The sequence below is a fragment of the Sciscionella sediminilitoris genome, assembly GCF_000737195.2.
GTDB lineage: Bacteria > Actinomycetota > Actinomycetes > Mycobacteriales > Pseudonocardiaceae > Sciscionella > Sciscionella sediminilitoris.
On record NZ_JALM01000021.1, the window covers coordinates 1 to 26,929 of the forward strand.

Consider the following 26,929-nt stretch of genomic DNA (forward strand, 5'->3'; position numbering starts at 1 on the left):
TCTGCTGGTCGATCTTGCCGAGAGCGATGACCGCGATCGCGGCAAGATCGACCAGCAGATACCAGCCGATCAATACTGGCCGCAGTTGCCACAGTGACCACTCGCGAAACCATGTCCACAATGGCAACCGTTTTGACTGAGCGCTCATGCGTGATCACCGCTTGCTTTCGCGGTGGCGTGACTAGACACGTGGGAAGTCAAGGTGGATTCCGATACCATGCCGATGAGTCCCGTTTTCACCCGTTCGAGGAATGAGGTCGTGGACATGTCGACCGAGCACTGAACCACACCGAACACAGATTCCGCAGCTGCCCTATGCCTCATGCGCTCACTGCAGCCTGGGGCATAGGTGATCTGCGACGGGCATTTGCCCAGCTCATGGCGATCATTACGGCGAGGACCACGCTGACGGCCCCCGCGATCGCGACCGCGGTGCTGGGTAGGAGCGCCCCGGCGAGCAGTCCGCCGAGCATCGGGCCCAATCCGTTCGAGGTGTGCAGGACAGCGCTGTTGACCCCGGTGATCCGCCCCCGTTTCGGTTCAGGCGCCAACTGCGCGGTCAGGGCACCTGAGTACATCGTGTAAATCGTTGCCAGTCCGCCGCTGATCGCGAACAACACCAGCGACCACACCAAACCGACCGGGACGAACAGCGGCACCAGCACCGCTCCCGCCAGCACCGCGACTGGCCCGAGCAGCCCTGCCTGCCGACGTGCCGGTACGAGTCTGCCGAAGACGAATGCACCGATCACGGCGCCGAACGGAGCAGCAGCCAGAATGAGCGTCACGGCATAGTGTCCGAGTCCAAGCTGGTGTGCGTACGGAGCAGCGATCCCTTCCGGGACGATATGGAACACGTTCAGCACCCCCACCGCGACCAGCACCAGCAAGCGGCGATCCCTCATGATCGCGGCGACGCCGCGCCCGAGCCCGCGCGGGCTCAACGCACGCTCGCCTTCCCTCGGTCGCACCGGGCGCGATGCCAAGCATCCCAGCAGCACGGCCGAGATCACGAAGGTCCCTGAATCCGCCAGTAGCGTGCCGGCCGGAGACAGGAACGAGACCAGCGCCCCGCCGAGCGCGAAACCGGACAGCTGCGCGATCTGGATCGATACCTGCCGCAACGACACCCCCAGCATGTATCGATCCCCGGTCAGTACTTCCGGCAGTAGTGCCTGCTGACCGGCTTTGAACGGGCCATTGAACAGGGTTGATCCCGCGACCAGCACACATAACAACCACAGCGGCACACCCGGAATCGCCACTGCCGCCAGCAAGACCGCGCGCACTCCATCGCAGGCGATCATCACGTTCCGACGCCGGAAATGATCAGCCAACCCCGTCAGGAACACACTTCCCACCAGCGTCGGCAAGAACGTCAACCCGTACGTCAACCCCGTCAACGCTGCCGAACCGGTCCGGGAGAACACTAAGATCGACAAGGCGATCCGTCCCAGCTGATCTCCGCAAACCGAGGAGACCTCGGCGAGCCACAGGAACCGGAACTCCCGCACCGCCAGCACAGACCGATACGTCGGTCCACCTCTTGACCAGCGCACGTCACCCCTCAACGATCTGTGCTCAGCGTATTCGCCCAACCCTAAAACAGTGAAACCAACACCGCTGGCCAACCAAAATAGTCAACAACCAACATCCCGAGAATCGCCCGTTCAGCCCACCCCGACCGGGGGAGGGGCGAATGCTTGGGGAGAGCTGTCGCGAAGTGCTCGAGACCGTTGCCCGGCATGACCTTTCGCAGGGTGCGCGAGAGCTGTTGCGTAGCCATTACGCGGTGTAAATCGCGAAAATCTGCCACAAATAAGTGGTCAATCTTTCCCTCAACGGTGCTACGCGTCTATCCGTTTCAGGCGAAATGTGCTCTATCGCCATAGCCTCGCGGGGCCGGCGCCGCTGACGGGCCTGCGCTCAAGCGCTGTCATTTGGCTCCGCACTTCCGATTGCAAGGGCGGCAAGACCGGCAGATGCGCAGAACCGCCACCGCCAGCTATCGCTGTGAGTTATCGTCCGGTTGCCATGACCAACATGACCGGGGAGGGATCATGTCAAATCCTGGTGGCCCGTACTGGCCGCAGGGCCCTGCTGGGGGCAGCGAAGATCGTCACGGCCAGGTGTCCAGTGGCACCACGCCGAGCTGGGATCCGGATCGGGTTCGCAAATACATCACCTACAGCGTTGTCGTGTGGATCGTTGGTTCGGTGATCGGGCTCGTCTCGGCTATTTACGGCGCGATCGTGATCCAGGAGCCCACGCTGACCGCGATCTTGCTGGGGATCAGTGGGGTGCAGACCGTTCTCGCGATTCCGGCGGCGATCGTGCTGCAGCGGCGCCGCGCGAACTGGGCCAGGATCCTGTTGCGGATCCTGGCGTTGCTCTCGATCGTGTCGCTGTATCAGGCGTTCAAGTTGGAGGCGTGGCCTTCGCTGGTACTCAACCTGGTGCTCGGGTCGACGCTGGGCACCTTGTCTGACCATCAGGTCCGTGATGCTTGTCGGCAACGGTCGCGATGACCAGCGAGGATTCGGACGCCAGCGGCGAGCCCGAGACTGCTGAACGCTGCGGACCTCGGGACGAGGACGGCAATGCTGAGCCGGATGGTCTCGCTCAACCGTCGACCCTGGGCCAGGGGTCCGATGGTCCCGATGCCCGGACAGTCCAGCGTGAGCGGTGGATCGCGCTCGTCGTGGATTCCGTGCTGTTGCTGATAGCCATTCCGATCAGTTTCGGTATCGGATTGATCGCCGCGTTCAACTCACTTAACTGCGGTGCTTCCACCACCGGCGCGATCTGTTCGCCCGCGGTCCAGGGACTGGTGCTCTGGCTCCCTCCAGTCGCCGCGACAGTCGGACTGTTGCTGGTTCTGGGGCCGGGGCAGATTTGGATCCGTAAGCAGCGGGCGGCTGCGCCCTGGCATGGCCTTGCCTGGCTCTTGGTGATCGCCGCGGGAATCACCTCGCTCGGGATCGGTTCCGGTACGGCACATGACAACTCGGCGCAGTACGAGAAGCAGCTCGACCGCGAGCAACAACAATTTGAACGCGAATACCACCAGCGAGAACTCCAGCGGATCGCCGAGACGAAACGGCGTCCGCATTTTCCCGCCATACAACGCGTGCTGGAACCGCTGCACCAGCGAGTCCTTCAGCAACTGCGCACCGTCGATGGTGGCGTGGATTGGAAGTGGGAAATGCCGGAGGAGAACTGGGCACACACCACGTGCGAATTCAACGATCCCATCAACCCGCAGACCATCCAGCTCAACGACTACGCGGAACTCGAGGTCGTCGAGCGCCCGACAGGCGCTTACGCGGGTATCTCCGATGCCCGCTGGCAAGTGATCCAGACCGCGTTCGCCCAAGAAGGGCAACGGCTGGGCTTCACCGTGCGCAGCACCGTCAAGGACGCCATCCCCGAACTGCACCTCCAGAAAGACGACCTCCACCTGAGCGTCACCCGGCGAGGGGCTGCCAAAATGGCCGAGGGCCGACCAGCGATCGCCGTGAACAGCGCCTGTCACCTGCGATAGACAACCGCATCAAACGGTCCGGCGCGTCACCTCGTGCGTTATCGGGGCGAGTAGCACTCGCCCCGACGCATGGTCGCTGACTGTTACTGCGGAACTGTGGGCATCGGGTCCGGGGCTTCCGACACGCCGGATCGGCGACCCTACAATTGTGCCGGGAGCGCTCGCTGGTACGCTGGGTTTTCCCAGCTGAGCACAGCGCTTAACGGTCCACACCTGAAAAGCGGAAGGTCGGCGGTTCGAACCCGCCCCTGGCCACAGTTTTCGCAACCGCTCCGACGTCGGTCGGAGCGGTTTTTTCGTGCCTGGCGAGGTCAGTGGGGCTCCTCGATCCAGGCGTGTAGCAGGCGCGGGTCGGGGGTGAACCCGTTGCGGACGTAGGCCGGGACCGCGCGTTCGCTGGAGTGCACGGTGACGCGTTCGAGGCCGAGCTCGCGTCCGAGAGCTCGGACGGTCGACATGAGCTGTGCCCCGGTCCCGCTGTCGCGGTGCGCGGGGACGACGTAGACGCACTGCATGTCGCCCGAGGCGCGTTCGGGTGACCTTGGGTTCGGCACCCGCGCGATGATCGCCAGCCAGGCCATCCCGATGATCGTGTTCTCGCGCACGGCGACCAGGCACCGATGTGATGCCGCGTGTTCGCGTGCCCAGGTGGTGAGCAGCCGAACGAACTCGTCGTGCCCGGTGACCGGTGTTCCTTCTCGTTCCAGGAGCCAGCGCCAGCGAAGTTCGGCCACGGTCGGCAGCTCGTCGTCCCGGGCGGGCCGGATCACGGTCTCGTTCATGGCACCATTCTGGCTTGCTCAGCTCAGCGGGCGCTCCCGCACGACCTCGTACTCGGCCACCGAGGCGGAACGGATGGCCGCGTTCTGTTCCTCGCTGGGGCCGCTGCCCCGGAACGCTTCGAGGGCGGCCTGCGATTCCCACCGCTCGAATATGTCGATGCGGCCGGTGTCCACCAGATCGGCGGTGATGGTGAAGTCGAGGCACCCGGGTGCGCGGCGCGCCTGTTCGACGATGTGCGCGCAGTCCGCGAGGTAGGGTTCGCGGTCCCCCGGGGCGACGAGGATGTGCCCGGCGACGATCACCATGTGCTGCTCCTCCGTTGGTCGGAATCGGCCGTTACGGAGGGGGACTCGCGGCGGTGGCCGAACTCATCGGCCACCGCACTCCTCGTCGGCAGCGGTGCTCAGTCGCCGAGCGTCTTGCTCCATTCGGTGTATTCGGCGAGCACGTCCTCGCGCACCTGGACGCCGAGGCCGGGCCCCTGTGGCACGGCCATGTACCCGTTCTCGACGGTCCTCGGCTCGGTGATGTCGCGTGCGTAGTACCGGCTGCTCGCGGAGAGGTCGTTGGCGAGGGTGAAACCGGGCAGGGAGGCCAGTGCGGCGTTGCCCGCCCTGCCGAGCCCGGTCTCGGCCATGCCACCGCACCAGACCCGCACCCCGTGCGCGAGCGCGGTGTCATGAATGCGGCGCGCTTCGAGGTAGCCGCCGACCCTGCCGGGTTTGATGTTGATGATCGAACAGGCGCCGAGGCTGATGGCGGTGGCCGCGGTCCCCGCCGAGACGATCGACTCGTCGAGGCAGATCGGGGTTTCGATGCGTCTGGCCAGTTCGGCGTGGCCGAGGAAGTCCTCGGGTTCGTACGGTTGTTCGATCAGCACGAGGCCGAATTCGTCGAGCGCGGCCAGGTGCCGCTCGTCGCCGGGACGGTAGGCGGTATTGGCGTCGACCTGCAGTGCGAGTTCGGGCCCGAAGCGTTTCCGCACGGCGCGTACCGGTTCGATGTCCCAGCCTGGCTGGATCTTGAGTTTGATTCGCCGGTATCCGGCGTCCACGTGACCGTCCACCTCGTCGAGCAGATCGTCGGTGTTCTCGGCGATGCTGACCGAGACCCCGGAAGGCACCGCGGTGCGCACCCCGCCGAGGTATTCGCCGAAGGAGATACCAAGGGCACGCAGGCGCGCGTCGAGCACCGCCATCTCCAGCGCCGATTTGGCCATCGGATGCCCGCGGAAGTCCGCGAGCAGCGGCGCGACCTGTGCCGGGCTCAGCTGCTCGGCCTCGGCGAGCCGGGGCGCCAGGCAGCGTTCGATGACATCGGCGGCACCGCCGAGGTACTCCGGCGAGTACGTCGGCTCGTTCTCGGCGACGCACTCACCCCAGCCCTCGACGCCGTCGATGCGCATCCGCACCAGGAGCGTGTGGTGGGTCGACTGCGTTCCCCGGGAGGTACGGAACGCGCTCACCCGCGGGATGGCGATCTTGCGCAGTTCGAGGCTTTCCAGCTTCACTCGGGTTTTCCTTCCGTCAGAATTCGGGCGAAGAAATCGCGCACCACCGGCAGCATGGCGGAGCCCTTGTGCCCGGCGCCGGGGACCACACCGCGCTCGACTTCGACCCCGTACGCGGTCAGATTCCGTTTCAGGGCGAGCAATCGCTCCTGCCGGTCGGCGCCCGCCCGGTTGGCCTCCGGCATCCAGTGCCTGCTGGTCTCCGGCACCCACACCTCTTCGCCGCCGTGGTCCTGCTCGCCGATCACGGTGAGCACCCGGACCCGGCGCAGTGCGGCCGGATCCACCGCTTTCCCGAAGCGCTCGGCGAGATCGCGGGTGCCGACCCACCAGTCGCGCTCCTCGTCGAGCAGGGTGACCGCGCCGGGTGCGCCGATGGAGACCGCGGTCAGCCGCTCGGCGTGCAGCAGCAGGAAGCGGTGCGCGAACTGCGCGCCGCCGGAGAATCCGTGCAGCAGCAACGGTCCCGGCTCGAAGCCGTACCGCCCGGCGAATTCCTCGACCATCCGGATCAGCAGCAGATCGAACCGGATCCCGTGGAGCTCCAGGCGTTTGTAGTTGTCCACGTCATCGGGATCCTCGATGCCACACGGGAAAAGCGGGGCGAGCACCACACAACCGTGCTCCTCGGCGAACTCCGCGAAAGCATCCCGGTAGACCGTCGGCTGCCGCAGGGTTCCGTGCACCACCAGCACGATCGGGACCGGTCCGGGCTGTCCGGCCAGGCGTGGCGGTACATAGGTGTAGTAGCTGAACCGCTGATCGGTTTGCAATGCCCAGCCGGGAGCCTTGCCGTACAGGTAATGCGCGAAGCGGGCCTCGATCCGTGGGCCGGTCACGGCCGGTCCTGGTGCGCGGTGATCATCGGGCGGGCCGTCTCGGTGCTGTTCACGTTCACCTCGCGGGACCAGCGCAGCCCGCCGGATTCGGGGAATTCCACGGTGATCGTGTCGTGGAACGGGGACTCCACGAAGTACCAGTCGAGCACGAGCACCCGTGGCTCGCGCCAGTGTGCCGCGCCGAGTACGCGCATCCGCTCGGGCTGATAGGAGTGGTGCAGCCGCCAGCAGGTGACCGTGCTCTCCGACTCCACCCAACTGGACAGTCCACAGTGGACTTCATGACTGCCGCGTGCATCGGTGAGCGTCACGGTCAGTACGCCGTCGGACTCGGTGAAGGCGATCGTGCGCAGTCCGTCCTCGTTCGGTTCGCAGCTGAACCGGGTGTTCGCCAGCTCCGGTTCCGGATCGGCCGAGCGCAGTATCGGTTCCTGATTGTCCTCGGCAAGTGCGGCGGCCAGCTGGGTGTCGCTCGCCGTGGACGGGGTGCTCTCGAACGCGGGGAGCAGGAATTCCTGCACCAGACCGGAAAGGTAGCGGTGCAGTCCGTGGGTGATGCTGCCGGTCGTGGTGATCACCGCGTCGTGCTGCGGGAACACGAACACATCCTGGCCGAACATCCCGGAGGCACGGGAGCCGCCCTGTTCGGTCAGCCAGATCTGGTAGCCGTAGCCCTCGCGTTCCTCCCCGCCGTCGCCGGGCACGAACTCGGCGCCGTTCCAGCTGCCGGCATTGGCCTGCGCCACGTGCCAGAAGGTGGCCTCGTCCACCCAGCCTTCCGGCAGGATCCGCTCGCCGTTCCACATGCCGTCGCGCAGATGCAGCACGCCCCACTTCAGGAAATCGATGCTGCGCAGGCTCAACCCGTTGCCCCCGGAACAGATCCCTTCCGGATCGGTGTCCCAGCTGTGGCCGGAGAATCCGAGCGGTTCGAACAGGCGCGGGGCGAGGTATTCGGCGACACTGGATCCGGTGGCCCGCTGCACGATCGCCGAGAGCATGTGCGAGCTGGCGCTGGAGTAGGTGAAGGCCTTGCCCGGTTCGGTCTCGACCTCCCGGGAGAGGAAATCGGTGACCCAGCTGGTTTCCAGCAGCCGCCAGGTCTTCCCGGAAAGGCCGACGCGGTGCCCGGTGCGCATGGTGAGCAGATCGGCGACGGTGATCGCGCGCAGGTTCTTCCCCGCGGTTTCCGGAACCTTCTCGGGAAAGAACGAGACAAGGGTGTCCTCGAGCCGGATGTGCCCCTCGGCGAGGGCGAACCCGACCGCGGTCCCGACGAAGGACTTCGTCGCCGAATGCAGGGTGTGCGGGAGATCGGCGCGGTAGGGCCACCAGTAGTGCTCGAGCGCGAGCTTGCCGCCCCGATAGATCAGCAGGCTGTCCAGGGACATCCCGCGCCGCTCGAGTTCGGCGAGGAAACCGAGCACGGAACCGCCGTCGACGCCCGCCTCGGACGGTGCCGCGTACTGGAAGGTCACGAATACTCCTATGCGTGCTTGCCTACCCGGGAGGTGAGCCGTTCGGCGACCCGGGAAAGGACGATGTTGACGATGATGTAGAACAGCCCGACGCCGATGAAGGACTGGATGAAGTTGCCGGTGAACTCGCTGAGGATCTTGCCGTTGTTCAGCAGTTCGCTGAGCCCGACCACATAGCCGAGGCTGGATTCCTTGATGGTGCGCACCATCTGCGTGATCAGCGCCGGGGTCAGTGCCCGTGTCGCCTGGGGCAGCACGATCAGGCCCATGACCTCGCGGTGGCGCAGCCCGATCGCCTTGCCCGCCTCACTCTGTCCGCTGCCGATGGACAGGATCCCGGCGCGCACGATCTCCGCGAAGATCGCCGAGGCATGCGCCACGATCGCGAGCACCAGCTGCCAGAAGGTCGGCAGCCGCAGGCCGAGCATCGGCATGGCGAACATGATGAAGAACAGGATCAGCAACAGCGGCATGGCGCGGAAGAACTCGATGAGTCCGGCACACGGCAACCGCAGCCAGGCCGACCGGCTGATCCTGCCGAGCGCGAGCAGCACCCCGAGGATCACCGAAAGGGCCGTGGAAACCAGGCCGACGACCAGAGTCAGCCCGAGCCCGGTCGCCAGGAACCCGAGATAGTCGCCGTCGACCAGGATCGCCCAGCGGTCCGGATCCAGCTGTCCGGAGGCGCCGAGCGCGATGAGCATCCCGGTGACCACGGCGAGCAGGACAACCGTCGCGATGATCGAAACCGTCCGCAGGCGGGCGCGCGCCCGCGGGCCGAGCTGATCGAACAGGGCGTCGTCCGCCGTGCCGGTCTTCGCAGTGCTGTTCATCGCAGTACCCGCGCTTTCCGCTCGAGCAGCCGGACACCGAGGCTGACGAGCAGGTTGATGGCCAGATATCCGCAGGCCGCGGTCAGGAAGGCGAGCACCGGCTGCGCGGTGTCCAGATTGAACGACCGCGTTTCCAGGGTGAGCTCGGAAATCCCGACCGCGGCACCGAGCGCCGAACCGAGCGCGGTGTTGATCAGGATGGTGCCCAGCGGCTGCACCATGGCGCGCAAGGCCTGGGGCAGCAGCACATCCGTGAGCACCCGGCGGAACGGCAGGCCGATGGCGCGCGCCGCTTCGATCTGCCCGCGGTCCACGATGCGGATCCCGGAGCAGACCGTTTCGCAGACATAGGCGCCGAAATAGCCGCCGAGACCGAGCACGAAGCACCAGAACAGCGGGAGCAGCAGCCCGGCGTCCGGGAGTCCGAAGATCAGCAGCACCACGATCAGCAGCAGCGGCGAGTTGCGCACCACGTCGACGTAGAGCCGTCCCGCGATGCGCAGCGGGCGCACCGGGCTGATCCGGAACACCGCGAGCACGATGCCGATGGCGAAAGCGATCGGGAAAGCGGTCACGGTGACCAGAACGGTTTCACCGAATCCCGCGAGCAGGTCTTCGCCGTATGAGCCGAACACGCAAGCCTCCTTCAGGAACCGGGAACCGAGCCGACGCGGGGTGGATGGGGCGCGGGGCCGGGAGTCAGCACGCCGACCGTGCACTCCCAGAGCTTGCGCCAGGTGCCGTCGGCCATGATCCGGTTCAGGAACTCCACGACCACCGACTTGAACACCGGATCGTCCTTGGGCGTGCCGATCCCGAACGGACTGGAACCGAAGGCGATATCGGTCATCCGCAGTTCCTTGTCGATCACGGATTTCCCGAGCAGCAGCGCGGTGTTCGCCGACCAGGCGACGACTCGCCCCTGACGCACCGCGGACGCGTTCTGCGAGGACTGTTCGAACAGCACCGGGATGGCGTCCGGGACCTCCTTGCGCAGGGATTCCTCGGCGGCACCCGGTTGCACGGCGACCCTGCGGCCGTCGAGATCGCTCAGTTTCCGGATGTCGTGGTTGTCCGCGGCGACGAGCACCCCGGAATGCGCCACGTAGTACGGGCCCGCGAAGTTCACCAGCCGCGCGCGGTTCTCCTTGATGGTGTAGGTGCCGATGGCCACGTCCACGGAATGGTTGCCGAGCATGGCTTCGCGGGTGTCCGAACCACCGGTAACGGTGTCCACCTCGGGCTTGCCGAGCAGGTACTTGGCGAGCAGCTGCGCGATACCCGCGTCGAATCCGGTGACCGCACCGGTTTTCACGTTCTCCAGCGCGAAACCGGGATTGGTCAGCGAACCGGATTGGCGCAGATAACCCCGTTGCCGGATTTCGTCGATGGTCGGGGTGCGCGGCAGCCGCCCGGCGACCGGGCCGTGCGCGATGGCGCTGGACTGGTCGATCGTGGCATAGCGCGGATTGCCCGCGGTGCGCTCGGTTTCGCTTCCGCTGCACGAGGCCAGCAGCGGCAGTGCCCCGAGGGCGAACAGGGCGCTGCGCCGGTTGGGGTAACGCGTGCTCACGAGGCGGGCCTGCTTTCGGTGTGCTCGAGAACCCTGGACAGGAAATCCTTGGCGCGCTCGGTTTTCGGGTGCGCGAAGAAGTCCTCGGGATTCCCGGACTCGGCGATCCGGCCATCGGCCATGAACAGCACGCGGTCGGCGACCCGGCGCGCGAAACCCATTTCGTGGGTCACTACGACCATGGTCCGGCCTTCGGCGGCGAGTCCGGTGATGACATCGAGCACCTCGTGCACCATCTCCGGGTCGAGGGCGCTGGTCGGCTCGTCGAACAGCAGCACGCGCGGATCCATCGCCAGTGCCCGCGCGATCGCCGCACGTTGTTGCTGGCCACCGGAAAGCCGCGCCGGGGGCTTGTCCGCGTGTTCCGCGACTCCCACCCTGGCCAGCAGCTCCTCGGCGCGCTGGTTCGCCTCCTGCTTGCCGCGTTTGCGCACCCGGATCGGGCCGAGCGTGACGTTCTCGCGCACCGTCTTGTGCGCGAACAGGTTGAACGACTGGAAGACCATGCCGATATCGGCGCGCAGTTCGGCGAGCGCGTTGCCTTCCTCGGGCAGGGTCTTCCCGTCGAACTCGATCGTGCCCTCGTCGATCGGCTCGAGGCGGTTGATGCAGCGGCACAGGGTGGATTTGCCGGAGCCGGACGGCCCGATCACCACCACCACTTCGCCGGGTGCGATGTCCAGATCGATCCCGTCGAGCACCTTGGTCTCGCCGAAGGACTTGCCGACTCCGTTGAGTCGCACGAGTGGCTGTGTGTCAGTGGTGGTCATCGCCATCGATTCCCATCAGGTCCGGGGAGTGTCGGGAGAACTGTGTCGTGAGAACTACGGATTGTTTTGTAGCTGGGGTTCTCGCTACAAGTACTGTAGTGACAACTACGATACTGTCAATAGTTGTCGTGTAGACTTTCAAGCGATGGACGAGATCTCGTTCGCCGAACGCGTGGACAACCACCGTGACGCGCTCTCCCCCGCGGAGCTGCGGGTCGTCGAGTACCTGCGGGAACACGCGCACGACGCGCTCTTCGCGACCGCCGAGCAGCTGGGCAGGCTCACCGAGACCAGTGATGCGACGGTCGTGCGTACCGCGCGCACGCTCGGCTACAACGGACTGCCCGAGCTCAAGCAGCAGGTCGGACGGTCACTGGTCGACGAGGTCCGTCCCTCGGTGCGGCTGCGCAGGCGCATCGAGCACACCGGCGATGATCACGACTCGACGCTGCGGTACGTCTTCGCCGAGGCGGTCGAGCGGTTGCAGGAGACCCTGCGCCTGGTCAGCGGGGAGGATGTGGCCGCGGCGGTGGAACGGCTCACCGCGGCGGCCGAGACCTTCGCCTTCGGGGTGGGCGTTTCGGCGCTCTCCGCGCGGTACCTGACCAAACGCCTCAACCGGCTCGGCCTGCGCGCGCACGACATCTCCGGTTCCGGATTCCTGCTCGCCGACGAACTGCTCGCGATTACCGGGGACGCCTGCATCGTGTTGTACGCGCCCGGCAGGATGCTGACCGAATGCGAGGTGCTGCTGGGCCATGCCGAAACGGTGGGTGCCTCGGTCGTACTGGTCACCGATTCGCTCGAGACGCGGCTGCGCGAACGCGTCGGCGCCTGCCTGCAGGCCGTGCACGCGCCGAGCGGCAGCACCGGTGAATGCCTCGCCGCGATGACGGTCACCGATGCCGTGCTGCTCGCCGTTGCCGGGCGCGATGAGGCGCGCGCCGAACAGACCTCCGAGCTGCTGACCGGTTTGCGTGAGCAGCTGGCCCCAGGCGCGCGGGACACCAAGCGCAAACAGCGCTGAATACTCGACTGGCCCAGCCTGGTGCGCGGCCGGGCCAGTCGAGTTCCTGTTCGGCGAATCAGGAGTTCTTGGCGGCGACGACCCGGTAGGCGTTGGAGAATCCGCGGTCCTTGAACAGTTTCATCACGGCGCGGTCCACCACGACGGACAGCGCGAACAGCGGGATGGCGGCGATGATCGCTGCGGAGCGCAGCAGTTTCCTCGCCCGCGAGGGGGCAGGGATCCAGGGCGCGTTCTCGCCGCTGCGGGTGGCGTTGTTCAGCGCCAGCCACAGGGAAAGCGGCAGATCATCGCAGCTGCGGGATTCGTCGCGCTGTTCGACGACCACGGTGGCCCCGAGTTCGGCGAGCGCGGTGCGCAGGTTCCCGATCGAGACGAAGTTCAGGTGCTGCGGCTGCATCCACGGCAGCCACCAGCGGCCGAGGAACCGGTTCCACCGGCATTCCGGATCGGGTACCTCGATGATGAGGTGCCCGCCGGGGCGCAGCATCCGCAGCGCGGCCGCGAGGTGCTCACGCGGGTCGGAGGTGTGTTCGAGGTAGTGGAACATGCTCACCGCGTCGTAGCTGTCGGCGAGCTGTTCGGACAGTTCGGTGATGTCCCCGCAGTAGCCCTTGTCGATCCGGCCCGCTTCCTCGGCCAGTTTGACGCCGTCGCTCAGGTCGAGGCCGTCGAACCGGGTTTTCGGGAACAGTTCCTTCGCGACCTGCGGGAAATGCCCGTGCCCGGTTCCGACATCCAGCCAGGTCTCGGGATCCATGACGGTCTTGCCCGCCTCGGCGCGGGACCGGTAACCCTTTTTGTTCTGCTCGAACACCGAGTTCATGTCCTGCTCGCCGAGACCGTCGTAGAAGTCGCGGTAGTAGAACTCGAGACCGGCATCGTTGAGCATCGGATTCTGGAAGATGTGCCCGCATGCCGTGCAGCGGTCCAGGTTGAACCGGCCCGGTTTGAGCTGGACCACGTCGTTGGACCGCACGTGCCTGCGCAGCCGGCTGGATTCGCACCACGGGCAGGTTTCCCTGCGTGCCTCGAAGAACCGCTCGGTGCCGTCCGCGAGGTCAGCGCGATACACCGGCCGCAGTTCTTCGACCATGGCCGCGTGTTCGGCTTTTTTCGACGTCATGACGCTATCCTTCCGTTGAGCTTGGCGGCGACTCCCGCCAGTTCTGCTGCTGCGGTAGGCGCTCCGCCCGCGGTGTGGAACGAATCCCGGATGCGCAGCGCACTGTCCCGATAGGACGGTTCGGTGAGTACCTCGTCGATGGCCGCGCCGATCCGTTCGGCTCCGGACCTGGCGAACCGCAGGCGTACTCCGGCGCCCGCCTCGACGACCTGTTTGGTGACGACCGGCTGATCGTCCCGGATCGGTGCGAGCACGAGCGGTAGCCCGTGCCACAGCGTTTCGCACACCGTGTTGTGTCCCGCGTGGCAGACCACCGCGTCCACCTGGGGCAGCACGGAAAGCTGGGGAATGTGCGCGCGGACGAGCACGTGCGGCGGCTGCGGGCCGAGCACGCCGCCCGGATCCACGATCACCGCCCGGACATCGCGCTCGGCCAGCGCCGTGGCGCACCGGGAAAGGAAGTCCCCGCCAGCGTCCACATTGGCGGTGCCCAACGTGACGAGTACCGCGGGACGCTCGTCTTTCCAGGTGTGCCAGGGAGAATCCGCGTCCGCGGGGCGTTCGGCGATGGACGGCCCGACGAACCGCACGGCAGGCTCGGGAACGTGTTCCGGGCCGAGCAGCGCCCGGGTGGTGAACGCGAGCACCAGCGTCGGGGAGAACTGTGGATCGATGACCCGCTCGGCATGGCCGAACCGGGCCCACAACCCGTCGAGCTGATCGCGCACCCAGGCTTCGATCTTGGGCAGGCCGATCAGCGGGTCGTCGAACGCGGCGGAGGTGGTCGCCGAGGTGACCCAGGGAATGCCGAGCTGTTCGGCGACCAGCGCACCGGCGAAGGCCTGCTGGTCCACCACGAGCACATCGGGGCCGAACTCCTCGACGGCCGCGAGCACACCGGGCACCATGGCCTCGCCGAGCGGGATGAGGAAACCCTCCCACAGGTAGCGGAGCGCTTCCACGTGCCGGACCTGTGGCGGGCGCTGTCCGAGCACGACCGCGGTGCTGCAGTCGTAGATCGGATGACGGTCCCCGGCCAGGGTGCGCACCATCTCCGCATCGCCGACCCAGGCGACCTCGTGTCCCGCTTCGGCGAGACAACCGGCCACGCCGACGGTGGGGTTGATGTGCCCGACCAGCGGGGGCACCACGAAAAGGAAACGACTCATCGCTCTCCCTCCCCTTCTGCTTCCGGCGCGCCCACCGCGCTGTGCTGTGGCCGGTGCCGTCTGATCCACGGCACCATCAGTTCGCGCACCGATTGCGGGGCCTCGGCGAGCACCGAGTGATCCCGGCCCTCGATGATCGCCACCTTGCAGGAGGGCAGCAGCCGCGGCAGCCGATCGGCCACCTGGACCAGATCCGACTCGCTGCCGAAGATGGCCAGTACCGGGCAATCGATCGTGGCGAGCTCCGCCTCGCCGAGCAGCGGACCGCGCGGGATCTCGGTGGCCATCGTGGTCGCGGTGAAGATCTTGCCCGCGGCCACAGTGCGCCGGGCGGTGTGCGCGCCGCGGTTCTCGCTGATCCAGTTCAGCACCTCGGGATGCAGCAGGTGATCGGTCGCGTTGCCGAGCAGTTCGCGCAGTTTCACCGACCAGGCCTCGGTCGCGGGCTCCGATTCGATGACGACCATGCTGGCGACCCGCTCCGGGTAGCGGTGCGCGAAGCTGAACGCGACCGTGCCACCGAAACAGTTGCCGACAAGGTGCACCGGCCCGGTGATCGCCAGCTCGTCCAGCAGCCCGGCGAGGTCCGCGACGGCGTCCCCCAGGGTGTAGCCGTGCGCCGGGCGCTCGCTTTTGCCGTGACCGCGCAGATCGTAGGTGACCACGTGGCAACCCGCGGACGCGGCGGGCGCACCGAGGGTGAAGTAGAAGCTGGCCAGGCTGTCCCAGCCGAGGCCGTGGATGAACACCACGGTCGGCTGCTCCGGGCCGGGCTCGGTGGATTTCGCGGCCAGCCGTTGCACGTGCAGGCGGGCACCGTTGGCGGTGACGAACGGCATCGGTCAGTGTTCCTCGCCGCCGAGCCGCCGCACGATGTAGGTGACCAGATCGCCGACGGTGAGTGCGATGATCGCCTCGAGGTCGAGCTCGGCGGCGAACTCGGCGAAGTTCACCCGGTCCCCGTACCGTTCGCTGAGCAGGTTGCCGAGCATCACCAGGTCGATGCTCTCCATGCCGAGGTCCTCGTGGAAGGTGTCCTCCATGCCGACCTCGGTCGCGGTGAGCTCCATATCCTCCAGCACCTGCGCCAGCATGTCCGCGATCTCGGCGAGCACCGTCTGCTCGTCGGCCACCGTGGCCAGTTCGCTCTCGGTCATGACGTCCTGCCTTTCAGATGTGGGTGTTCATGCCTCGTCGGTGGTCCAGGCGACCAGATAGTCGTTGCCGGGTCTCCAGGGATCGGTGACCCGCGCGTATTCCGGGTGCGCGTGCGCGAATCGGCTCTCCGCCGCGGAATCGGTGACCGGTTCGATGCCGATCCCCGGATCGCTGCCCGCCGGACCGGCGATGGCCACGGCGACCTCCCCACTGTGTGCCACGCGGACATCCAGTTCGGGCAGCGGGTCACGGCAGACCCCGTACACCACGGCATGGCCGTCCGCGTGCTCATGAGCCCCGATCTCGGCGGGATACAGCGGGCCCCATCCGTTGTCCCACAACCAGATACGGGCCGCATCCTTGATCGCGATCCGGTGCAGCAGCCAGGCACGCCGTTCGCGCGGTGACAGGTTTTCGTACTCCTCGCGTTCGGCGAGGCCGAGATGGTTGCGCAGCACGAGTTCGCGGCTGGCCAGATCCGTCCAGTGCTCGGAAAGCAGTGTCCAGCCACCGTTCTGGCGCAGGGAGAGCGTGTTGCGCTCGGGCCAGCGTTCCACCACGACCGTCTGCGGAGAGTTGTCGAATCGGCGATCGGTCCAGTCGCCGAACTCCGCCCATACTCGGCCGTCGACGGACAGCTGCGCCTCGGCGACCACCGTGGTGTCGGTGACGGCGGTGATCCGAACGGTGCAGTGCAGCCGTTTCCCGGGCTCGGGATGCGGGCCGTGGAACCGGATCCGGCTCAACCGCGCGGGAAAGACCGAGGCGCGGCTGGGCAGGGTGGCCACTACCCAGTAGCCGAGCACCTGGCCGACGTTGTCCAGCAGGGCGCCGGGCGCCTCCGGAGTGATCAGCACCGCCCGGGCATGCCGTTCGCCGATCCCGAGCAGTTCCACCACACCCTGGAACCGGGGGCCGTGGAACATCCACCGCCTGGTGTAGAGCTCGGCCGCGGTCATCTCCGGGGCGCGCTCCCCGGGGGGAATCGCCCAGGCGGCCGGGGATTCTGCGGGGTGCCGTTCGGCGAGTTCGGCCACCAGGCTCGCGTGCTCGCCGATCCGTACCTCCATCAGGTCGTCCCCGACGGGGCGGCCGGTCACCGGGAGCTCGCTCGCGGGAAGGGCCGTGATCCACCGGTTCAGCACGACATCGCGCAGGCCGATCACCACGCGGCCGGGTACCGCCTGCTCGACGAGCCGCATCAGGTGCGCGATCATCGTGGTCGCGGGCAGTACCGGGAACCGGTCGGCGAGTTCGGGCCAGTCCGCCCGCTGCCGGAAGAAGCAGTGATCGAGCAGGTACGGCATGTCCTCGATGGACACCCGTAACCGCGTGCCGAATTCCCGGAGCCTTGCCTGCGAGGTGCGCTGCCGCGCCGCGAGCACGGTGCCGACGGAGTCCGCGGTTTCGTGCAGCAGGGCACGGAATTCCGCGGCCATCGGGGAACTCGCGGCCACGGCGTCCAATGCGGACGACTCGGACAGTCCGGTGGCACGCGGGGCACCGAGCAGCGAACGCAGTGAGTCCCGGGTGGGATCGTCGAGGGCAACCGTGGGGCTGCCGAGGTTCAGCCGCATCGAGTGCCGTGGCCGGGTGCCCGCGGATTCCAGTGCTGCCACGGTGTCCGGACCACCGGCGGCCCACACCGCGGCGGTCACCCTGCGCAGCTGGGCCATCCCGGTCCGGCGCCCGGAGCTCGCCGCCACCGCGAGGTGGTCGTGCTCCTGCAGGGTGTCGGTGACCAGCGAGGTGAGCTGCCCGGTCCCGGCCTGCACGAACACCCGGTACCCCGCCTGGTACATCGCGGTGATCAGCTGCCGGAACCGGACCGGTTCGAGCAGGTGCCGGACGAACAGTTCGCGCACCGCCTCGGCGGATTCCGGATACGGTTCCGCGGTGGTCGCCGACCAGATCGGCACGTTGGGCCGGTGCAGTTCCAGGCGGTCGGCGTTCTCCCGGATCGGGTCGAGGTAGGGCGCCAGCATCGGGGTGTGGAAGCCCGAGCGGAATGGCAATACCTGGCACATCACCTGCCGCGCACGGAATCCCGCCACGAAGGCCTCCACCTCCGCGGCCGGTCCGCACACCATCGACTGGTTGGGGGCATTGTCGTGGGACAGCGTGATGCCCGGGTGTTCGGCGAGGGCTTCGCGCACCCGTTCGGCCGAGGTGCCGATCGCCGCGAAGGCCACATCGGGCATTTGCAGCGAGTCGGGATCGTAGGTGTCGAGGAATTCGTCGATGGCCTCCGCGCGGTGCATTCCGCTCGCGGTCATCGCGGTCCATTCGCCGATACTGTGCCCGGCAACCCCGTCCGGGGCGATCCCGATCCTGCGCAGCACGCCGTCCAGGGACCGGCCGAGCTGGGCCACCGCGTGCCCGTGCCGCCCGGTGTTCCCGACCAGCGAGCCACCCGTGTCGAAGGTGAACCCGAAGCGGCGCGCCACATCCTCGACGTTCGGCGTGAACTCCGCTTCCAGCCCGGGGAACAGATAGGCCAGTTTCCCGCCATCGCCGAGCAGTGGCGCTGGGTAGAACCACACATCGTTGCGGCCGCGCCAGGAACGGGCATCCTCGCGGCCGAGCAGCTTGCGGGCCAGCGCGAGCCGCCTCTTCGTCGGGTCCACAATGGACAACCTGCTCGGGCCAGAACCCGTTGGCATGCCGCGAATCTCGGTGTCCTCGCGGTCGAGCAGTGCGGCGAGCGCGCGCGGATCCGACGCGGCGAGCTGCAGCACCTGTTCCGGCTCGGTGACCGTGCCGCTCGCCCGCGCCGGGGTGTGCGCGTGTTCCTCGAGCACCACGTGTGCGTTGATGCCGCCGAACCCGAAGGCGTTCACCGCGGCCCTGCGCGGTCCGTCCGCCTCCCAGGGCCGGGCGGTTTCGGTCGGCCGGAACCGGGTTTCGGCCAGGAGCGGGTGCGGATCGGTGCAGTGCAGGGTGGGCGGCAGTGTCCGGTGGTGCACGGCGAGGGCGGCCTTGATCAGGCCCGCGATTCCCGCGGCTGGCATGGTGTGCCCGATCATCGACTTCACCGAACCGATCACCGCGGGATTTCCGGCGCCGAACACCGTGGCGAGCGTGGCCAGTTCGGTACCGTCCCCGGCCGGGGTCGCGGTGCCGTGCGCCTCGAGCAGTCCGACCGAATCGGGCTCGGCGGGGTCCAGCCCGGCGCGCTCCCAGGCCTGGCGCACCGCCCGCACCTGACCGCCGTGATCCGGGTTGAGCAGGCTGGATCCCTTGCCGTCGCTGGAAACCCCGCTCCCGCGCAGCACCGCGTAGATCCGGTCCCCGTCCCGTTCGGCGTCGGCGAGCCGTTTGAGCGCCACCATCCCGGTGCCCTCGCCGATGAGGATGCCGTCCGCGTCCCGGTGGAACGGCCGGATGCGTTCGCTGCGGGACAGCGCCCCGAGCTGGGCGAACACGCTCCAGAACGTGATGTCGTGGCAGTGATGCATGCCGCCGGCGAGCACCAGATCGCAGCGGCCGCTGTGCAGCTCGCCGATCGCCTGGTCCACGGCGACCAGCGAGGAGGCGCAGGCGGCGTCCACGGTGTACGCGGGTCCGCCGAGATCCAGCCGGTTCGCGAGCCGGGACGCGGCGAGGTTGGGGATCAGCCCGATCGCCGATTCCGGCTGGTTCGAACCCAGTTGCGTGGTGAACGCCCCGCGCACCTTGTCGAGCTGGGCGGGGCTCAGCTCGGGAAGCAGTTCGCCGAGGGTGTGCACCAGCTGTCCGGCGATGCGCACGCGCTGGTTGTACCGGGCCATGCTGGGGCCGATGTAGCCGCCGCGGCCGAGAACCACGCCGATCCGGCCCCGATCGGGCAGCCGGTTCTCGCCGCCGCTGTCCTCGATGGCCTGCGCCGCGACGTGCAGCGCGATGAGCTGATCGGGCTCGGTATCGGCAACCGAGTTCGGCATGATGCCGAATCTGGTCAGATCCACCTCGGCGTGTTCGTCGATGAACCCGCCGCGGCGGCAGTAGACCAGTTCGGCCGCATCCTCGGGGTGCTCGCGCTTGGTGGTGTCCCAGCGGCCGGCGGGGACCTCGGTGATCGCGTCTACCCCGGCGCGCAGGTTGGCCCAGTAGGAGTCCAGGTTTCCGGACCCCGGGAAGAGTGCTGCCATACCGACGATGGCCACACCGGTCATTTCCTGGCTCACCAACCCGAAGCGGTGTACACCACCGCGTTGTTGCCCTGCTCGCCCCAGGCCAGTTCGCGCAGCAGCGCGAGCACGCCCTCCTCGGGGTCGATCAGCCGGATGCCGCGCTTGTCGTACTCGCGCATCAGCTCCGGAGTCACCATGCCGTCGTGGTTACCGGTGGCCGCCCACGGTCCCCAGTGGACGGTCAGCGCGCGGTTTCCGGTGTGTGCGGCCCAGTTCGCGCCGATCGTCTCCAGGGCGTCGTTGGCCGCCGCGTAGTCGGCCTGGCCCCGGTTGCCGTACACCGCGGCGATGCTGCCGAAGAACACGGTGAACGAGGGCTTGGTGTCCAGGCTGGTCAGCTCGTCGAGCAAGGCCCGGGCGCCACCGACCTTGGTGTCGTACACCCGGCTGAAGGATTCGAGGTCCTTCTCCGCGATCAGCCGGTCGGCGAGCACCCCGGCGGCGTGCACGACTCCGTCCAGCCTGCCGTGTTCCGCGTGCACCTGCTTGAGCAGGCCGGCCACCGCGGTGGCGTCCCGGACATCCACGGTGTGGTACTCGACCTCGGAGCCGAGCGCATGGAGTTCGGCGAGGGTGCCGGAAACCTCGCGCTGGGCCAGGATTCCGGACACCTCGCGCTCGACATCGGCCGGGCTGCGTACTCCGCTCTTGATCACCGCGCTGCGCAGCTCGGCCGGGGTGGTCGCGGCGGCGATCGCGGGGTCCTCGGGTCCCTCCGGCAGCGGGGTGCGCCCGGCAAGGTGGATCCGGCACTGGCTGCTCGCGGCGAGCAGACCGGCGAACCGGGCGGTGATCCCGCGCCCGCCACCGAACAGCAGCACCACCGAATCCTGGTCGAGGCCGATCGCCCGTGCCTCGCTGACCCCGGTGCCCGCGGGCCCGGATCCGTTGGTGGCCAGGGCACCCAGCGAGGCCTCGACCGGTTCCAGTCCGTACCGATCCGTGCCGGAGCGCCACACCACGGGGGCCGGTTCGGCACGGCACAGCTCGTCCAGCACGGAGGTGGCCAGCTCGGCCGGTGCCGTTTCCGGATCGAGTTCCACCAGGCGGGCCAGGGTGTCCGGGTATTCGCGCGCCACGGTACGGAAAAACCCACGCAGCCCGGCCGAGTGCCCGGCACCGGTTTCCGGTGCGAGCGCGATCAGCCACCGGGCACCGTTGCCCAATACGGTGCGGTACAGCGGAAAGCTCCCGGGAAACGTCTCGGTGTCCACATCGGACAGGGTGCCGGCGTGGATCAGTCCGTCGACGTGTTCGCCGGGGTCCCGGTCCGCGGCGCCCCGCAGCAACTCGGCGCCGTGCCGGGCCAGTTCGGCGCCGATCGCCTCGGCGAGATGGTCCGCGCCCACGAACAGGAAGCGCTTGCCCTGCACCGAGTCCGGTGCACCGGCTGCGGCGGTCAGCGGTATCCGGCGCAGCTCGAACCTGCGCGGTGCCTCACCCGTCACCGGTGCGGTGGCTTCCTCGGTGACCGGCTCCGCGGCTTCCGGTGCGCCGTCGAGCCGTTCGGTGAGCCAGGACGTGATGGCCGCGATGCTGCGTGCCTTGGTGAGTTCCTCCATCTGCTCATCGGCCAGGGTGCCCTGGATGCCGAGCCGGGTGCCGATCTCACCGGCGATCTCGGCGCGCTTGATGGAGTCGATGGAGAGATCGGCTTCCAGATCGAGTTCGGGTTCGATCATCTCGGCGGGGTAACCGGTACGGTCCGCGATGATGCCGAGCACCACGGCGGGGATATCGGCGGCCGGTTGCGGTTCGGTGTGCTGCTCGGGAGCGGGTTCGGCCGGGGCCGGAACGGTCTCCACCGCGGGCAGTTCCTGGCTCGGCGCGGGGACGGCCTCGAAGGCGGGCCGTGCGGCGGCGGGGCCGAGGTAGCTCAACAGCACATCCCGTTGTGCGTTGACCATTTCCCTGCTGCTGCGCAGGAATTCGGCGATCAGCGCTTCCGGATCGCCTGGACCGCCGTTGGAGGGGCGGGATGAAAACACGGTGTTCTCCTGTATGCGGCGTGCGGGGGCCAGTGCACCGGCCGGGATCTCCCCGGAGGCGTTGCGCACCAGCTGGCCATTGACTGTCCACTGGGGATTCTTGGTTCGGGTTGCCGTTTCCGGGTCCACCGCGCCGCGGCCGTCCACCAGCCACGCGGTGCGCGGTTCGGCCCCGGCAACGGCGAGCTGGGCGAGCGCGAACAGCAGGTCGGTGATGTCCCCGCGGCGGCCCGGTTGGGTGGTGATCGTCCGGTGTGGACGGTCCTTGAGGATCTTGGCCACGAAACCGCTGAGCACCGCTCCGGGTCCGGTCTCGACGAACACCCGCACCCCGGCCGCGTACATCGACTCGATCTGGTCGACGAACCGCACCGGATTGGCCAGTTGCGCGGCCAGCTCGGCGCGGACCGACTCCGGGCGATCCGGGTAGACCGTCGCGGTCCGGTTGGCGTACACCGGGATCTCGGGTTCGTGCACCGGTTCCCCGGCCAGGGTCGCGGCGAAGATCCGTTCGCTCTCAGCGACAAGCGGGCTGTGGAACGCGCAGGCGACCGGGATGCGCTTGGCGCCGAGGCCGCTTTCCCGGAACCGGTGCACCGCCTGCTCGATCGCCTCGGCCGGTCCGGAGATCACGGTCTGTTCCGGGGCGTTGTGGTTGGCCACCACCACCTGCTCGGTGAGCCCGAACTCGGCAAGCGAGAGTGCGACCTTCTGGTTCGCCGCGGAGACCGCGGCCATCGCGCCCGGTTCCTCGCCGACCGAGTCCAGGATGGCCTCGGCGCGCCGTTTGCTCAGTGCCACGAGGGATTCCGGCTCGATCGCGCCCGCCGCGGTGAGCGCGACCAGTTCACCGTAGCTGTGCCCGGCGACGACCGAGGGCGTGATCCCGGCCCTGCCGAGCAGTTCGTGCACCGCCAGCCCGGTGATCCCGAGCACCGGCTGCGCCACCCTGGTGTCGGTGATCCGTTCCGTCTGCGCCGCACGTCCCTCGGCTTCGAAGGCGGCCGCCGGGTGCAGCAGTTCGGCCAGTTCCTCCCCGAGCTCCAGGTAGCGGTGCAGCTCGGGGAAGGCGACGAACAGCGCGGCGAGCATGCCTGCCCGTTGGCTGCCCTGCCCGGGGAAGAGGAAGGCCAGGTCCCCCTCGGGTCGCTGCTCTTCGGCGCGGAACAGACCGGACGCCGGGTCGTGCTCCCCGGCCAGCGCGCGGTGCAGCAGCTCGGTGAGGTTGCCGGGATCGGTGGCGACCACGGCGATCCGCACCGGAGCGGTCTGTGCGTCCGCACGCAGTGCGGTGTTCAGCGCGAAATCCCGGAGCCGCCCGGTTTCCCCGGCCGCGAGCAGATCCAGCAGTTGCCGCACCGAACGGTGCGCTGCCTCCTCGCTCGCACCGCGGAACACGAACAGTTCGGCCGGCCAGTCCGGCAGTGCGTGCGCGGGCGGCGGGCCCTCGTGACCGCGCAGTACGACGTGGAAGTTGGTACCGCCGAACCCGAACGCGCTGATTCCGGCGACCCGTTCGCTCGGCGCGGTCGCCCATGGGCGCGCCTCGGTATGGAAGGCGAACGGGCTTTCCGCCGGTTTCCAGGCCGGGGTCGGCTCGCTGAGGTTCAGCGTCGGCGGGCGGATTCCGGTGTGCAGCGCGAGTGCGGTCTTGACCAGTCCGGCCAGGCCCGCCGCGCATTTGGTGTGCCCGATCTGCGATTTCACCGAGCCGAGCACACAACCGCCCGGCCGGGCGCCCGCCTCGGTGAACATCTCGGTCAGCGTGGCCAGTTCGGTGCGGTCGCCGACCACGGTTCCGGTGCCGTGCGCCTCGATCAGCTCGACTTCGGAGGGATCGATGCCCGCGTTGCGGTAGGCGCGCTCCAGCGCGGCGCGCTGCCCTTCCGGGCGGGGCGCGGTCAGCCCGAGGGACTTGCCATCGCTGGCCCCGCCGACCCCCTTGATGACCGCGTAGATCCGGTCGCCGTCGCGTTCGGCATCGGCGAGCCGTTTCAGCACGAGGCAGGCAACCCCCTCACCGAGCGCGATGCCGTCGGCGGACTGGTCGAAGGTGCGCGACTTCCCGGTCGGCGACAGTGCCTGTACCGAGGAGAACAGCAGATAGTCGTTGATGCCGTTGTGCAGATCCGCGCCGCCGCACAGCACCATGTCGCTGCTGTGCGTGGTGAGTTCCTTGCAGGCGATGTCCACGGCGGCCAGCGAGGAGGCGCAGGCCGCGTCCACCGTGTAGTTGGTGCCGCCGAGATCGAGCCGGTTCGCGATGCGCCCGGCGATGACATTGGCCAGCGCACCGGGGAAGGAGTCCTCGGTCAGCTCCGGCAGTTGCCCGGCAAGCTCCTCCGGAAGCTCGCCGAGATAGGCGGGCAGCACGGTGCGCAGCACGGAGGCGTTGGACAGATCGCTTCCCGCCTCGGCACCGAACAGCACCGAGGTCCGTTTCCGGTCGAATTCGCGGTCGCCGTAGCCCGCATCGGCGAGCGCCCTGCGCGCCGACTCGAGCGCGAGCAGCTGCACCGGCTCGATGCTGCCCAGCGCCGAGGGCGGGATCCCGTAGCTGAGCGGATCGAACGGGATCTCCGGAAGGAATCCGCCCCATTTCGAGGCCGTGGTGCCGGGTTCGCCGTTCTCCGAGTAGTAGATCCGCGGGTCCCAGCGTTCCTGGGGAACCTCGGTGATCGAGTCCACGCCGCGCAGCACATTGGACCAGAAGGTGTCCAGGTCCGCGGCCCCGGGCAGCATCGCCGACATCCCGACGACGGCGATGTCCACCGGCTCGGGCGCGCCGGATTCGGGCGTACCGCCGAGGGATTCCCGCAGCCGCGCCGCGTGCTCGCCGAGGAACGCGGCCGCCCGTTCGGTCACCGTGCCGTGCAGTTCGGCGATCGTGGTCACACCCGCGCGCAGCCGGGCGACTTCGCCCGCCATGAAAAGGCCCTCGCTGCGCTGGCGCGCTTCGTCGACCTCGACGAGCTGTTCGCCGCGGCGTTCGATGCCCTTGCTGGCGATCCGCAGCCGTCCGACGTTCAACTGCTCCAGCCGCTCCCACAGTTCGCGGCCGGTGACCCCGCTTTCCCGTAGTTCGTCCTCGGTCGCGTGGAAGTCTTCGGTGAACGGACCGCTGACGCACCTGGTCGCGTGGCCGGGTGCGGTTTCCAGCAGATCGGTCCGTTCCGCGCCGAGCACCTGCTGCTGGAACAGCGGCCGGATCGCTCCGTGTGCCACGGCTTCCTCGGTGAACAGATAGGCGGTGCCCATCAGCACGCCGACCGCGACTCCACGCGCGGTCAGTGGTGCGGTCAGCGCGGCGACCATCGCCGCGGACCGCTCGTCGTGCACCCCTCCGGCGAACAGCACCTGGAGTTCACTCGCCTGCTGCCCGTTGTGCGCCAGGAATTCCTCGAGCACCGCGAGTTGCGCTTCCCACAGGGTGAAGCTGTTCTTCGGGCCGATGTGCCCACCGCACTCGGCGCCCTCGAAGACGAACTTGCGCGCGCCCGCGGCGAGGAACTGGCTCAGCAGCCCGGGCGAGGGAACGTGCAGGAAGGTGGCGATGCCCGCGTCCTCGATCGCGGCTGCCTGGGTCGGCCGCCCGCCTGCGATGATCACGTGACTCGGCCGCTGTTCCCGGATGACCTCGAGCTGCGCGGTCCGGGTTCGCTCGTCGGCGAAGCCGAGGATCCCCACGCCCCAAGGCCGGTCGCCCACCTGTTCCCGGGTGCGCCGCAGGATCGCGCGGGACTGTTCGGCGGTGGAAAGCGCGAGCGCGATACACGGCAGCCCGCCCTGATCCGCGACCGAGGCGGCGAATTCCGCTTCATCGCTGACCCTGGTCATCGGGCCCTGTACCACCGGAAGCCGGGTGCCGAGTGCCCGGCTCAGCGCCGAGCCGGGGCGCAGCGCCTCCGCCGCATCCGGGTGCGCCGCTTCCTCGATCGCCGTGCGGACCGCCCGGATCGCGCTGCCGATGTCGTGGTGGCGGCGGGCGAAACCGGCGGCGAGGCAACCGTCCTGGCCGACCGCGATCGGTTCCCCGGCCGCCTGGCTGCGCAGCACCCGGTTGCCGTTCTCGATCACCGGTTCCGAACCGTCCATGGTGCGCAGGGCCCTGGCGACCGCGACCGGCAGCCGCATCTCGGCGAGCAGGGCGAGCTGACTGTCCAGGACCACCCCGGCGGCACCGCCGAGCACCGCGGCGGCCGCGGTGTGCGGGCCGATACCGCCCGCCGCCCACACTCCGACGGAAACCCGCTCGTCCGCGAGCAGTTGCTGGAGCAGCACGAAGGTGCTGAGTTCGCCCGCCCTGCCGCCGCTCTCGCTGCCCCGTGCGATGAGCCCGGCCGCGCCGGACTCGACAGCCGCCACCGCTTCGGCCAGACTGACCACCTCGACCAGGACCCGCCTGCCGGTCAATTCCCCGGCACGCCAGTTCGCATCGGCGGTGAGTACGACCGTGTCCACACTTTTCGCGTCGCACAATGCGGTGAATTCGTCCACCGAAAGAGTGCAGTCGCCCGAGACGCGCACGCCGATTGCGCCTGGTGCCCAGCGAATCGCCTGCGCGAGCGCCCGCTTGGAACGCCGTCCGCCGTCACCGAGATCGAGCACCCCCAGCTCGCCCGCTGCGCACACCGCTGCCACAAATCGCGGATCCGGTAGCCCGAACGGGCAAATACCAATGACGAACCCGCCCTTTGAGGATATGCCTGGCAAAGAAGTCTCCCCGTTTCATCGATCGCAGTTGGCGACGCTACCAGTCAACGTGACGCGGAAAGCGGACTCTACCACCATTGTTTGATGGATACGACACGATCGTTTGTCTCCCCAAAAGCCGTGTAGACAGCAACCATTGCAAGGGGAAAAAGGCTGAATGAACAATACACCGATAGTGTGACGTCGATCGTTTGCCGAATTTTCCATTCTGCCTTGTTGGTAAACGAGTGGAGCGCGCTTCGGGGG

At 68.1% G+C, this 26,929-nt stretch carries 19 protein-coding genes; 3 read left to right on the forward strand and 16 right to left on the reverse strand.

Annotated features, from left to right (window positions below; translation table 11 throughout):
• Positions 1–320: 320 nt before the first annotated feature.
• Positions 321–1,523, reverse strand: coding sequence for an MFS transporter (locus AD72_RS11260; RefSeq protein ID WP_231644790.1), 1,203 nt, complete (start codon positions 1,521–1,523; stop codon positions 321–323).
• 537 nt (positions 1,524–2,060) lie between these two features.
• Between AD72_RS11260 and AD72_RS11265 the strand changes: the two genes are divergently transcribed.
• Positions 2,061–2,528, forward strand: a complete 468-nt coding sequence (locus AD72_RS11265; protein WP_156365136.1) for a hypothetical protein — start codon at positions 2,061–2,063, stop codon at positions 2,526–2,528.
• Entirely contained in the window at positions 2,525–3,544 is a 1,020-nt protein-coding gene (locus AD72_RS11270) for a hypothetical protein (protein WP_156365137.1), read from the forward strand. The genes AD72_RS11265 and AD72_RS11270 overlap by 4 nt, the downstream gene beginning before the upstream one ends.
• A 311-nt stretch (positions 3,545–3,855) precedes the next feature.
• Here the strand turns inward: AD72_RS11270 and AD72_RS11275 are convergent, their stop codons facing one another.
• From AD72_RS11275 to AD72_RS11315, 9 genes are all read right to left on the reverse strand, one after another.
• Positions 3,856–4,326: a GNAT family N-acetyltransferase gene (locus tag AD72_RS11275; RefSeq protein WP_031466418.1), complete on the reverse strand. Its 471-nt coding sequence runs from the start codon at positions 4,324–4,326 to the stop codon at positions 3,856–3,858.
• Positions 4,327–4,344: 18 nt separating this feature from the next.
• Positions 4,345–4,632, reverse strand: a complete 288-nt coding sequence (locus tag AD72_RS11280; protein ID WP_031466419.1) for a putative quinol monooxygenase — start codon at positions 4,630–4,632, stop codon at positions 4,345–4,347.
• Positions 4,633–4,730: 98 nt separating this feature from the next.
• On the reverse strand, positions 4,731–5,837 hold the full coding sequence (gene menC / locus AD72_RS11285; protein ID WP_031466420.1) for an o-succinylbenzoate synthase: 1,107 nt from the start codon (positions 5,835–5,837) through the stop codon (positions 4,731–4,733).
• Complete coding sequence (locus tag AD72_RS11290) at positions 5,834–6,676, reverse strand: alpha/beta hydrolase family protein (protein WP_051898499.1); 843 nt, start codon at positions 6,674–6,676, stop codon at positions 5,834–5,836. Before AD72_RS11290 ends, menC begins: the two co-directional genes overlap by 4 nt.
• Positions 6,673–8,154 (reverse strand): serine hydrolase domain-containing protein, encoded by a 1,482-nt coding sequence (locus AD72_RS11295; RefSeq protein ID WP_051898500.1) that lies wholly within the window; start codon positions 8,152–8,154, stop codon positions 6,673–6,675. The genes AD72_RS11290 and AD72_RS11295 overlap by 4 nt, the downstream gene beginning before the upstream one ends.
• Before the next feature lie 8 nt (positions 8,155–8,162).
• Complete coding sequence (locus AD72_RS11300) at positions 8,163–8,987, reverse strand: amino acid ABC transporter permease (RefSeq protein WP_031466423.1); 825 nt, start codon at positions 8,985–8,987, stop codon at positions 8,163–8,165.
• A complete protein-coding gene (locus tag AD72_RS11305) occupies positions 8,984–9,622 on the reverse strand; it encodes an amino acid ABC transporter permease (RefSeq protein ID WP_051898501.1) in 639 nt (212 codons plus the stop codon). The genes AD72_RS11300 and AD72_RS11305 overlap by 4 nt, the downstream gene beginning before the upstream one ends.
• Before the next feature lie 11 nt (positions 9,623–9,633).
• Positions 9,634–10,560, reverse strand: coding sequence for a transporter substrate-binding domain-containing protein (locus AD72_RS11310; RefSeq protein WP_031466425.1), 927 nt, complete (start codon positions 10,558–10,560; stop codon positions 9,634–9,636).
• On the reverse strand, positions 10,557–11,330 hold the full coding sequence (locus AD72_RS11315; RefSeq protein ID WP_031466426.1) for an amino acid ABC transporter ATP-binding protein: 774 nt from the start codon (positions 11,328–11,330) through the stop codon (positions 10,557–10,559). Before AD72_RS11315 ends, AD72_RS11310 begins: the two co-directional genes overlap by 4 nt.
• A gap of 145 nt (positions 11,331–11,475) precedes the next feature.
• Here AD72_RS11315 and AD72_RS11320 point away from each other — a divergent pair, with 145 nt between their 5' ends.
• Positions 11,476–12,357, forward strand: a complete 882-nt coding sequence (locus tag AD72_RS11320; protein WP_037345429.1) for a MurR/RpiR family transcriptional regulator — start codon at positions 11,476–11,478, stop codon at positions 12,355–12,357.
• A gap of 58 nt (positions 12,358–12,415) precedes the next feature.
• On the opposite strand, the gene AD72_RS11325 is transcribed toward AD72_RS11320, so the two are convergent.
• Genes AD72_RS11325 through AD72_RS11350 form a run of 6 tightly spaced genes read right to left on the reverse strand, consistent with a single transcriptional unit; the run spans position 12,416 to position 26,611 of the window.
• Positions 12,416–13,483 carry a class I SAM-dependent methyltransferase gene (locus tag AD72_RS11325; RefSeq protein ID WP_031466428.1) on the reverse strand — a complete coding sequence of 356 codons (1,068 nt, stop codon included), beginning with the start codon at positions 13,481–13,483 and terminating at the stop codon, positions 12,416–12,418.
• Positions 13,480–14,652, reverse strand: a complete 1,173-nt coding sequence (locus AD72_RS11330) for a glycosyltransferase (RefSeq protein WP_031466429.1) — start codon at positions 14,650–14,652, stop codon at positions 13,480–13,482. The genes AD72_RS11325 and AD72_RS11330 overlap by 4 nt, the downstream gene beginning before the upstream one ends.
• Entirely contained in the window at positions 14,649–15,491 is an 843-nt protein-coding gene (locus AD72_RS11335) for an alpha/beta fold hydrolase (protein ID WP_031466430.1), read from the reverse strand. Before AD72_RS11335 ends, AD72_RS11330 begins: the two co-directional genes overlap by 4 nt.
• 3 nt (positions 15,492–15,494) lie before the next feature.
• Entirely contained in the window at positions 15,495–15,809 is a 315-nt protein-coding gene (locus AD72_RS11340) for an acyl carrier protein (RefSeq protein WP_031466431.1), read from the reverse strand.
• Between the two features lie 27 nt (positions 15,810–15,836).
• A complete protein-coding gene (locus AD72_RS11345) occupies positions 15,837–19,964 on the reverse strand; it encodes a type I polyketide synthase (RefSeq protein WP_051898502.1) in 4,128 nt (1,375 codons plus the stop codon).
• 8 nt (positions 19,965–19,972) lie between these two features.
• On the reverse strand, positions 19,973–26,611 hold the full coding sequence (locus AD72_RS11350; RefSeq protein ID WP_082468877.1) for a type I polyketide synthase: 6,639 nt from the start codon (positions 26,609–26,611) through the stop codon (positions 19,973–19,975).
• Positions 26,612–26,929: the final 318 nt, after the last annotated feature.

What these genes read in the sequence shown, in the direction of transcription:
- AD72_RS11330 (WP_031466429.1), bottom strand. Translation starts at nt 14,652, where the DNA reads ATGAGTCGTTTCCTTTTCGTGGTGCCCCCGCTGGTCGGGCACATCAAC.
- AD72_RS11265 (WP_156365136.1), top strand. Translation starts at nt 2,061, where the DNA reads ATGTCAAATCCTGGTGGCCCGTACTGGCCGCAGGGCCCTGCTGGGGGC.
- AD72_RS11325 (WP_031466428.1), bottom strand. Translation starts at nt 13,483, where the DNA reads ATGACGTCGAAAAAAGCCGAACACGCGGCCATGGTCGAAGAACTGCGG.
- AD72_RS11345 (WP_051898502.1), bottom strand. Translation starts at nt 19,964, where the DNA reads ATGACCGGTGTGGCCATCGTCGGTATGGCAGCACTCTTCCCGGGGTCC.
- AD72_RS11315 (WP_031466426.1), bottom strand. Translation starts at nt 11,330, where the DNA reads ATGACCACCACTGACACACAGCCACTCGTGCGACTCAACGGAGTCGGC.
- AD72_RS11280 (WP_031466419.1), bottom strand. Translation starts at nt 4,632, where the DNA reads ATGGTGATCGTCGCCGGGCACATCCTCGTCGCCCCGGGGGACCGCGAA.
- AD72_RS11300 (WP_031466423.1), bottom strand. Translation starts at nt 8,987, where the DNA reads ATGAACAGCACTGCGAAGACCGGCACGGCGGACGACGCCCTGTTCGAT.
- AD72_RS11320 (WP_037345429.1), top strand. Translation starts at nt 11,476, where the DNA reads ATGGACGAGATCTCGTTCGCCGAACGCGTGGACAACCACCGTGACGCG.
- AD72_RS11275 (WP_031466418.1), bottom strand. Translation starts at nt 4,326, where the DNA reads ATGAACGAGACCGTGATCCGGCCCGCCCGGGACGACGAGCTGCCGACC.
- AD72_RS11335 (WP_031466430.1), bottom strand. Translation starts at nt 15,491, where the DNA reads ATGCCGTTCGTCACCGCCAACGGTGCCCGCCTGCACGTGCAACGGCTG.
- AD72_RS11270 (WP_156365137.1), top strand. Translation starts at nt 2,525, where the DNA reads ATGACCAGCGAGGATTCGGACGCCAGCGGCGAGCCCGAGACTGCTGAA.
- AD72_RS11340 (WP_031466431.1), bottom strand. Translation starts at nt 15,809, where the DNA reads ATGACCGAGAGCGAACTGGCCACGGTGGCCGACGAGCAGACGGTGCTC.